This window comes from Cupriavidus sp. 01L45 (assembly GCF_056399885.1).
Genome location: NZ_JBFTSG010000113.1, coordinates 1 through 7,244, shown reverse-complemented (window position 1 = coordinate 7,244; position 7,244 = coordinate 1). Strand labels below are relative to the sequence as shown.

Annotated in this window: 6 protein-coding genes; 1 reads left to right on the top strand and 5 read right to left on the bottom strand. The window is 61.9% G+C overall.

The genetic code is table 11. The features are described 5' to 3' along the window. Nucleotides 1-322 precede the first annotated feature (322 nt). On the top strand, nucleotides 323-625 hold the full coding sequence (locus tag AC1DT6_RS39730) for a MarR family winged helix-turn-helix transcriptional regulator (RefSeq protein WP_477115546.1): 303 nt from the start codon (nucleotides 323-325) through the stop codon (nucleotides 623-625). 6 nt (nucleotides 626-631) lie between these two features. On the opposite strand, the gene AC1DT6_RS39725 is transcribed toward AC1DT6_RS39730, so the two are convergent. From AC1DT6_RS39725 to AC1DT6_RS39705, 5 genes are all read right to left on the bottom strand, one after another. Further along, nucleotides 632-1,195, bottom strand: coding sequence for an NADPH-dependent FMN reductase (locus AC1DT6_RS39725; RefSeq protein WP_477115545.1), 564 nt, complete (start codon nucleotides 1,193-1,195; stop codon nucleotides 632-634). A gap of 430 nt (nucleotides 1,196-1,625) precedes the next feature. Beyond that, the gene (locus tag AC1DT6_RS39720) at nucleotides 1,626-2,768 is read right to left on the bottom strand and encodes a porin (RefSeq protein WP_477115547.1); all 1,143 of its coding nucleotides are present in this window, start codon (nucleotides 2,766-2,768) and stop codon (nucleotides 1,626-1,628) included. 312 nt (nucleotides 2,769-3,080) lie between these two features. After that, a complete protein-coding gene (locus AC1DT6_RS39715) occupies nucleotides 3,081-4,955 on the bottom strand; it encodes an amidohydrolase family protein (RefSeq protein WP_477115544.1) in 1,875 nt (624 codons plus the stop codon). A 121-nt stretch (nucleotides 4,956-5,076) separates the two neighbouring features. Beyond that, nucleotides 5,077-6,069: a Bug family tripartite tricarboxylate transporter substrate binding protein gene (locus AC1DT6_RS39710; protein ID WP_477115543.1), complete on the bottom strand. Its 993-nt coding sequence runs from the start codon at nucleotides 6,067-6,069 to the stop codon at nucleotides 5,077-5,079. Between the two features lie 54 nt (nucleotides 6,070-6,123). After that, a complete protein-coding gene (locus tag AC1DT6_RS39705) occupies nucleotides 6,124-7,056 on the bottom strand; it encodes a fumarylacetoacetate hydrolase family protein (protein ID WP_477115542.1) in 933 nt (310 codons plus the stop codon). Between the last annotated feature and the right edge of the window lie 188 nt (nucleotides 7,057-7,244).

Sequence of the window (7,244 nt, the reverse complement as noted above, 5' to 3'; positions counted from 1 at the left end):
CCGTTTCATCGCTAATGGTCAACCGAAAGCCAGCGAGTTCAGGCATTTGGTGAAGCGCCGGCGTAGCAGCGGTAGCTGTTGCAGTCGCACCGGCGCGCCGTGCCGCGTCCGCGAGCCGGTCACGAAATGCCGCCTGGCCGGCGAGGTCTAATCTCGACGAACTGATCTACAGCAAGCCGGGCCATCTCATCCGGCGGCTGCACCAGATTGCCACCTCGGTCTTCCACGAAGAGACCGATGGCTTCGATACGGCGCCCGTGCAATAACGCTGCGCTGGCGGCAGTGTGCGTCTATCCTGGCATCGACCAGCTCAGGCTGGCCAATGCCATCGGCTTTGACCACACACACCATTGCCGGTGTGGCGGAAAGGCTGGAGGGAAAGGGACTGATCTCGCGCTCGCCGGGCATCGCCGATCGGCGCACCAAGCTGCTCTCGCTGCCGGCGACGGGTGCGGCGCTGCTGCAGGACATCTACCCGGGCACGGAGCGCGCCCAGGCCCGCACGCTGGCCGGGTTGGACCCGGCTGAGCGTGCACTGTTCGTTGCCATGCTGCAACGCGTGGTGGCGGCCAACAACGAGACCAGTCGGGTGCCGGTGTCGCCGCCCCCCGCGCGCGTTGCCTGAGTATGCTCAGCCCGCGCGCGGGCCTTCCACGAACACAGCGAAGCCGGCAACGAATTCCTTGAGCCGCGCACGCATGCCAGCATCGGTGAGTTCGCCCTGCGGGTCAAACACCTGCCCCGCGCGCGCAACCAATAGCCGGCTGCCGCTATAGTGCCGCGTGCCCAGTGTCTTGAGCACCGGCAGCCAGTCGTTCTGTGCCAGCACGGTGCCAAAGCCCCCGGCGGACGCCCCGAGGACTGCTACCGGGCGATTGCCGAAGACCGCGGGAATATCGCTGGCCGGCCGCGAGAGCCAGTCGATGGCGTTCTTGAAGACACCGGGGATGCCGTTGTTGTATTCAGGCGTGGCCATCATCAGGCCATCGCTCGCCATGACCTGTTCGCGCAGCGCCACCACGGCGGCGGGCAATCCTTCACGCGCCTCCAGGTCTGCGTCGTAAAGCGGAATGCCATGCAGGGTGGCGATATCGAGGCGGACCTGCGCGTCAGCCTCCGCCTGAGCCGCCCGCAGCAGCGCGGTGTTGTACGACTGGGCACGAAGGCTGCCGGAAATTCCCAGGATTCTGATCATTTGTCACGCCTCGTTTCATGAAATTGAAGGGATACGGCCTCGCTCATTATCCGGCATGACGGAGATCCCTGGTGTTGCGGATGCGAGTCTCGCACGCCTCCGTGGCGGCGGCCGCGCTGACTATGCTGACGTGCGGGGCGTCCACGACCGCGCAGCCAACGGGCAGGCCGGTCAGTGTATATGGGCGCTATAGGCAACGATGCAGATCCGCTTCTTCTATTGCATCGCGGCGAGGTTGGTGACGGCTTCCTGCCGGGCCGGGCCACTGGCCTGCCCCCCTCGATCAAGGATGCGCTGCGGCAGGCCGGGTCGCAATGGAAATGCCGACGGCAACTCACGCAAGTGCAGGCATCGTTCCGGATAGGCGCGGAGCCAGCACGCAACTGGCTTCCATTCGCATGTCATCAGGGCACCGCGCCCTTCGACAAGATCAGAACTTATGCCGCATACCGGCCGCTACGCCAGTCATGCTGTTCTTGCCTTGGCCAAGCGCATAGATGTTCGCAAAACCGAGGGTGGCATTGTGAAGCGCCAGCCMGGCATTCTTAGCATAGGCCGCGGTTAGGTACATGTCGGTCCGCTTTGAAAGGCTGTAGTCGGCCATGAAGGACACTTGCCATGGATTGGCCGGATTGGTTGCCGGCGCCGTCGGCACAAGCTTCAGGGTCTTCATATTCTGGTAGTAGTACGCCAGCGTCAGAGTCAGGGCCGGCAGGACTTCGTAGTTGCCGCCGATCCACCAGAAATCATCGCGCAATGTCGTTGAATCGTCCGGGAACAGATTCTTCTCCCAACGATAGCCAGCCATGACTACGCCACGTTTGAAGCTGTACTTGACCGCGCTGGCAGCCTTGCGGAATTTTCCGGCGGCACCGGTCGCGGCGTCGATGGTCGGGTCATACTGGTCATAGGCAAGGCTGACGCCGAAGGGCCCGCTGTCATAGGACAGGCCGGCACCGTAGCCGCTATCCCTGCGGAACTGGCCGGGCACTTCACCCGCACCGGCAGCGCCGTTTCCGAACGTCCAGTGCGCCACACCGGTGAGGCCGCCGAATGTTCCGACATACTTGACGGTGTTGTCTGACCGGTAGTTCACGCCGGTCATGACGTCCACCGGCTCATACTGATAAGCAAACGCCGTTGGCGAGTAATTGCCAAGCGCGGTACTGAGGGCGGTCATCTGGCGACCGAAGGTAATCGTGCCAACATTGCTGCTCAGGCCAACGAATGCCTGGCGTCCGAACAAGCGGCCGCCTTGCTTCTGCTTGCCATCGTCCACCCCAAAACCGTTCTCAAGTGAAAACACCGCCTGCATACCGCCTCCCAGGTCCTCGACCCCGCGCAGGCCCCACCGAGCAGCGGACAGCGCGCCGCTCGAAAGCGCGATCTTGTTCCCCGCGGGCCCGGCGTTGACTTGCCCGGTGGCGGGATTCACAGTGGGCGAGGTCTGCGAGATATTGCTGACATATTCGATATTGGCGTCCAGCACGCCATACAAGGTGACGCTCGATTGAGAATATGCGGCGCCGGAAAACAGCGTCAGTGCCGCCAGCGAAGCCTGTGATCTCTTCATGTCCAATGCTCTCCATATATAAGAATAATTTGCTTACCGCCGGCCATCCTCCTCGCTACTTCCGGGCGGCTGCGCTCCTCCAAGAACAAATTACCTAATCACAATCTGTAAGACGACAAAGGAAAGGCAGATTATTTCCGTCTTTGGCACCCAAAGACACGTGATCGAAATTCGGCTTTTTGCACCGCGCACGCGACCCTCCCCATGGGGAGGGTCGGCCTGGCCGAACTACCACCATGGAGGCTTGATCAACGATGATCTCGGCTGGCCCGGTACCGGCCCCGGCACCAGCCGCGACAAGGTTGCGTGCGGCTACGGCCGCAGCACGTATTCCGGTGCGGTCTTGTTCTGTCCCTGATATCCGTTCGACCCGAGGAAGTTCGGCCGGTAGGGATTGGACTGGCTGTTCAGGCCCTTGGGAATGGAGCCAACCAGCGCCGGGCCGTTGATGCGCGCAAGGATGCGGTCACGGGCCTTGTTGATATCGCGCATTAGCTTGCCAACATCCCAGCCAACCAGCTTGCCGCTTCGGTACACGACTTTGCCGGCAATCAGCACGTCGCGGACGTTGCGCGATTCCATCAGGGTCACGATCGTCCCGGGCACGTTGTTCATTGGCGCTGTATTAATGGTGTTGGCGTCCAGGATGACAATGTCGGCTTCTTTGCCCGGCGTCAGTGTCCCTACTTTGTCCAGCAGCCCGGAGCCCGCTGCGCCCGCGACCGTCATCATCTCTATGACTTGCCGCGAGGTCACGAGCTGCGGCACCGAAAGCTGGTTCGGATCACTGAGCAGGTAGACCAGGTCGTTTGCAAGGCCTCGCTGCAAGGTGTAGGCGCTTCGCATCAGCGAGAACGGATTCGCCGTCATGTTCGCTTCGATATCCGGGCTCAGGCTCGGCAAGATGCCATAGTTCAGGCATAGCTGGAATGGCGGCATCCCGTGCCGCATCTGCATCTCGATCAGCGGCGCGATAGATGCATGCCCGCCCCTTTCAGACAGGATCTGCCATGCCCGCGAGGTGACATTGTTGACGCCGATTTGGGCCACGGGCTCGTCCTGCCACAGGTTGCAGTGCACCAGCGTGACGTCGGACCAGTCTTTGCCGTTGCGCGGGTCCGCAGCCATGTCACTGACCATCTGACCATGCGCGGCGTGGTTGTTGATCAATGCCCCGAATTCGCGCGCAAGTTGCCACCCCGTATAGTTCTGCACCTGCCTCGTCTTGGGGTCGACCACCGGCTTCCAGCTGGCCCAGGCGCCCAGGGTCACCAGCTGGTCGCGCGAACTGAAGTACTTCTTGGCCAACCGGCCGAGGCCGAACGAAGTATCGCCGCTGCGGCCAGGCCATTCATAGGGCTGGTCCGGGAATTGCGCGGACCTGTCAGTCCCCGGCGAATAGGCAAAGACGGCGCGCTGCCCCGAATCCATCAGGCCCTGAATCATCGCATCCGTATAGGCAGGCGTATGCGACGACTGCGAGGTGTCAGTGCTTGTGGTAATGCCCTGGGTGATCTGACTCAGGCTGGCAAGCAACTCCGCGAGATAGCAGTCCTCGGGATCGTAGGGCGGGCGCCCCAGATCCCATACCGGCGTCCCGCCACCGGCAGGGTTCGGTATGCGGCCAGGCGTCCAGATCTGCTGAACCACCGTGGTATAGGTCTCCAGCGGCCATACCGCCTTTGGCTGCTCGGCGTCGGTGGGAATGTCCCGGATGTGCAGCACGTCTGTGGTCAGGCTCCGGAGCAGGCTTTCATACTGGTGATGATGGGTGCTGATGAATCCTGGCATGACGATCGTGCCGGAACAGTCGATCGTTTGCGCCTCGGCCTTGAGGTTCGGGCCGATTGCGACAATCTTCTTTCCCTCGATCAGCACATCCGCCTGTTCGAAGTCCCCAAGCTTCTTGTCAAGCGTCAGTACTATCCCGCCCTTCAGCAGAATCCTCCGTCCAGGCACGGTCGCCTCCGCCACGCCGTAGCGTCCATGAGCCGGGGCCGTGCCGGCGGGCTTCTGCGCAAGGCTGTTGCCAGCCACGGCGGCACTCGCCACGGCGCCTACGCCGGCGAGGCTGCCTCGTAGAAAATCGCGCCTGGAAAAGCCGCCACCATCGACCGGCCTGCCGGGGATTTCTCCACCATCCCGTGGTTCGCTCTCATCAACTGCATTCTTGTCGTGGCTGTACACGTCATTCTCCCGGAGTGTTTTTCCATTGAGTACATGAGTCGCGACGCTGCCCCGCATTCCACTGCGGCGGCGCCCGATGAAGCCATCTGAACTGCGAGACGAAACGGCTCGCAGCCATCTGCTACTGCAGCGAAATGCCGGTGCGCTTGATCAGGTCCCGGTTTCGCTTCAGGTCTTGGCTAATGAGCGCGGAGAACTCTTCCGGCGTGCGTTCCCGGGCCGGCTCAAAGCCCAGGGACTGGAGGCGCGCCTTCGCTTCGGGGGCAGCCAGTGCCTTGCTGATATCCGCGCGAATCTGGCGGACCACGCTCTCCGAAGTGCCGCGCGGCGCCACCAGGACCGACCAGGTCTCGAACTCATAGTCAGCCGGTCCGCCGGATTCCCGGATGGTGGGAACCTCGGGGTGGGTGGGCACCCTCGTGGGGGAAGTCGTGGCAATCATGCGCAGGCGGCCGGATTTCACCAGCGGCTCCACTGACGCCGCCGACGCCAGCGTGAACACCACATCGCCATTGACAATCGAGGTATAAGCCTGCGTGCCTTCGGTAGCGTAGTGGACCGGCAGCATGTGCGTGCCGGTCATGAGTTCGAGCTTGGCGGTGGCAAAGTGTGAAGGGCTGCCGATGTAGCTGGTGGCGTAGGTCAGCTTGCCGGGCTTCTCCCTGGCCGCGGCAAGCAAATCCCCAACGGTCTTGTACGGGCTGTTTGCCGCCACGCAAATAAAGAACGGTGCCCGGTAGAGCATGCCAAGCGGGATAAAGTCCTTCAGCGGATCGTAGTTGAGGTTCGAAAGGAGTACCGGATTGATAGTGAGATGAGAATGACCAAGCAGCAGCAAAGTGTGCCCGCTGACATCGCCCTTCTTGGCAGCACCGATCGCCAGCGTGCCGTTCGCTCCGGGGCGCGATTCGATCACGATCGGCTTCCCCTGCCAGTTTTGCTCGATTTTTGATGTGACAATGCGCAGCGCAACGTCCGGAGCTAGCCCCGGTGCATACGGAGAGAGCACCCGGACGACCTTGGATGGATACTCTTGCGCTGAAACGCTGAACCCTGTTCCGCATAGCGCGATACCGGTCAGCGTGGAAAGCATGATCGACTTGAAGCCAGACATGTTGGTCTTCTCCTGGAAACGGATGGCAGAACGACTGAATAGAACAGCGCGGATTCAAACCATGCTGTGTTCAAACTCGCCAATGCCCTCAACGAACAGCCGTACCGTTTCGCCAGATTGAAGGAAGCGCTTCTGCGGCGCGCCTGTGCCAGCCGGCGTACCGGTCAGGATCATGTCGCCAGGCTGCAGCGTGACGCGTGACGACAGCATCGAGATCTGCTCGGGAATGTCGAAAATCAGTTTTTCCGTGCTCGAATCTTGCATCAGCTCGCCGGATACCCAGAGCTTCAGCGCGAGCCGGTGCGGATCGGCGATCTGGCCGGCGGGTACGATCCAGGGCCCGATCGGGCACGAGCCATCGAAGCTCTTGTGTCCGATCCAGTCAAGGTGAAAGGGACTTGTCGGCGGCATCTTGCTGCGGCGCATGGCGTCACGTGCCGACAGGTCGTTGGCAATGGTGTACCCGGCGACATAGTCAAGCGCCTTTTCCACCGGGACGTCCTTGGCCGGCTTTCCAATCACAACGGCAAGCTCGATTTCCCAGTCGACGGTCTTGGAGTAGGCCGGCAGCTTGACGGCGGCGTTCGGCCCGACCACGGAGCTCCGGCCCGTCTTGATGAAATGCCACGGCGCTTCGCCAAGCTCCTTCATATCCGGGGTCGGCTCCAGGCCGAGCGCACGTGCCATCTCTTCGCGGTGATCGCTGTAATTGGCACCGGCACAGTAGATGGTACCGGGGTGCAGCACCGGGGCGAGCAGGGGCGCTTGCGCAAGCGGCTGGCCGGCCGACCTCGCGGCCCCGGCCGCAATGCGGAGGGCAGCTTCATCGAGCGCGCCCTCGGCCGTGCTCCACTGCTCCAGGATGCCGAGCACAGTGCTCCACGAAGAAACTGCCGTTTCGTGCGCCACTTCATAGATGCGTTCGCCCACAAGAATGCCGGCACGCGGGCCTGTTTCTGACATGAACGTCAGCAAGCGGTAATCCATGTTTGTCTCCTTTTTTGATTTCAATTTTGTTGCTACGGGTTATCGGATTCCGCCGAGATCGCCATGCAGGTCGGAGTCGGCATCGCCGAAGCGATCGCCGAAGTCGAACATGTCGTCGTGCTGGACCCCGTCGTAGTACTGGATTTCCCACCAGTTGTAGTCCTGGTCCTCAATGTAGAACGAGTACA